The organism is Aneurinibacillus sp. XH2 (genome assembly GCF_001439585.2).
In the GTDB taxonomy this organism is placed as follows: Bacteria; Bacillota; Bacilli; order Aneurinibacillales; family Aneurinibacillaceae; genus Aneurinibacillus; species Aneurinibacillus thermoaerophilus.
Map to the genome: position 1 here is coordinate 3,662,501 of NZ_CP014140.1, position 2,335 is coordinate 3,664,835.

The 2,335-nt window shown below is 54.3% G+C and carries 1 tRNA gene and 3 rRNA genes (1 of these 4 only partly in view); all 4 read right to left on the reverse strand.

What is annotated here, in order from left to right:
• Window positions 1-163 (reverse strand): 23S ribosomal RNA (locus tag ACH33_RS18380); it reaches 2,773 nt to the left of the window's first position.
• A 152-nt stretch (window positions 164-315) separates the two neighbouring features.
• Window positions 316-430, reverse strand: a 5S ribosomal RNA gene (gene rrf, locus ACH33_RS18385).
• Window positions 431-437: 7 nt separating this feature from the next.
• A tRNA-Ala gene (locus tag ACH33_RS18390) sits at window positions 438-513 on the reverse strand.
• Window positions 514-649: 136 nt separating this feature from the next.
• Window positions 650-2,190: ribosomal RNA gene (locus ACH33_RS18395) — 16S ribosomal RNA — on the reverse strand.
• The 16S, 23S and 5S rRNA genes sit together here with 1 tRNA gene alongside, the layout of an rRNA operon.
• Between the last annotated feature and the right edge of the window lie 145 nt (window positions 2,191-2,335).

The window sequence follows — 2,335 nt, forward strand, 5'->3', positions numbered from 1 at the left end:
ATTCAGGCAGGAGTCCTTCCCCATTACGGGAAGTGGGTTTCCCCATTCGGACATCTCCGGATCAACGCTTGCTTACAGCTCCCCGAAGCGTTTCGTCGTTTGCCACGTCCTTCATCGGCTCCTGGCGCCAAGGCATCCACCGTGCGCCCTTCGTAGCTTAACCACATTGAAGGGTTTCTTTTATGGAATCCTTGTTTTGCGCGTGTTTCTTCTGTATCCAGTTTTCAAGGTACAACTTCTATGATGGGTTTAGAATGAGTACGTACTTTTTGTTTACAGGCAAAACCCACAAACAAAAAAGATACGTTCATTCCAGCCTGGCAACGTCCTACTCTCCCAGGGCATACGCCCAAGTACCATCGGCGCTGAAGGGCTTAACTTCTGTGTTCGGGATGGGAACAGGTGTGACCCCTTCGCTATCGTCACCAGACATCGTATGGTGGAGCTAAGCGGGATCGAACCGCTGACCTCTACACTGCCAGTGTAGCGCTCTCCCAGCTGAGCTATAGCCCCACAATGTAAATGAAAATACCGACATTCTAACAAAACATTGTATGTTTTCATCGGTCGTCTTCATATTTTCTTTTTGTAGGAACGAAGTTCCTTCAAAACTGAACAGTGAATGCTCGTGCGTGCCGAGACTCCGTAGAAAGGAGGTGATCCATCCGCACCTTCCGGTACGGATACCTTGTTACGACTTCACCCCAATCATCTGCCCCACCTTCGGCGGCTGGCTCCAGAAGGTTACCTCACCGACTTCGGGTGTTGCAAACTCTCGTGGTGTGACGGGCGGTGTGTACAAGACCCGGGAACGTATTCACCGCGGCATGCTGATCCGCGATTACTAGCGATTCCGGCTTCATGCAGGCGAGTTGCAGCCTGCAATCCGAACTGAGAACGGTTTTTAGGGATTGGCTCACCCTCGCGGGTTGGCACGCCCGTTGTACCGTCCATTGTAGCACGTGTGTAGCCCAGGACATAAGGGGCATGATGATTTGACGTCATCCCCACCTTCCTCCGTCTTGTCGACGGCAGTCTCCTTAGAGTGCCCAACTGAATGCTGGCAACAAAGGACAAGGGTTGCGCTCGTTGCGGGACTTAACCCAACATCTCACGACACGAGCTGACGACAACCATGCACCACCTGTCACCGCTGTCCCGAAGGAAGCCTCCATCTCTGGAGGGGTCAGCGGGATGTCAAGCCCTGGTAAGGTTCTTCGCGTTGCTTCGAATTAAACCACATGCTCCACCGCTTGTGCGGGTCCCCGTCAATTCCTTTGAGTTTCAGCCTTGCGGCCGTACTCCCCAGGCGGAGTGCTTATCGCGTTAGCTGCGGCACTGAGGAGGTGGACTCCCCAACACCTAGCACTCATCGTTTACGGCGTGGACTACCAGGGTATCTAATCCTGTTTGCTCCCCACGCTTTCGCGCCTCAGCGTCAGTTACAGGCCAGAGAGCCGCCTTCGCCACTGGTGTTCCTCCACATCTCTACGCATTTCACCGCTACACGTGGAATTCCGCTCTCCTCTCCTGCACTCAAGCTCCCCAGTTTCAGATGGCCCTCCACGGTTGAGCCGTGGGCTTTCACACCTGACTTAAGAAGCCGCCTGCGCGCGCTTTACGCCCAATAATTCCGGACAACGCTTGCCCCCTACGTATTACCGCGGCTGCTGGCACGTAGTTAGCCGGGGCTTTCTCGTCAGGTACCGTCAGACCGGGAGGTCATCCCGGCGGTTCTTCCCTGACAACAGAGTTTTACGATCCGAAGACCTTCCTCACTCACGCGGCGTTGCTCCGTCAGACTTTCGTCCATTGCGGAAGATTCCCTACTGCTGCCTCCCGTAGGAGTCTGGGCCGTGTCTCAGTCCCAGTGTGGCCGTTCACCCTCTCAGGTCGGCTACGCATCGTCGCCTTGGTAGGCCGTTACCCCACCAACTAGCTAATGCGCCGCAGGCCCATCTGTACGCGGCTCAAAGGCCTTTCCATGCCGAACCATGCGGTTCGGCATCCTATCCGGTATTAGCTCCGGTTTCCCGGAGTTATCCCGGTCGTACAGGCAGGTTGCCTACGTGTTACTCACCCGTCCGCCGCTAACCTCAGGAATGCAAGCACTCCATCGGTTCGCTCGACTTGCATGTATTAGGCACGCCGCCAGCGTTCGTCCTGAGCCAGGATCAAACTCTCCAAAAAAGTTGAAGATTGATACGCAAGCTCATAAGCTAGCTCATAAAGTAAAGAATGTTTTTCGGGCCCCATAAAAGTGCCTGAAATCAACTTTGAAGCTGACCTTCACTTTCATGGGATATTTACCTCGCACACAAACGAGTATCACTGT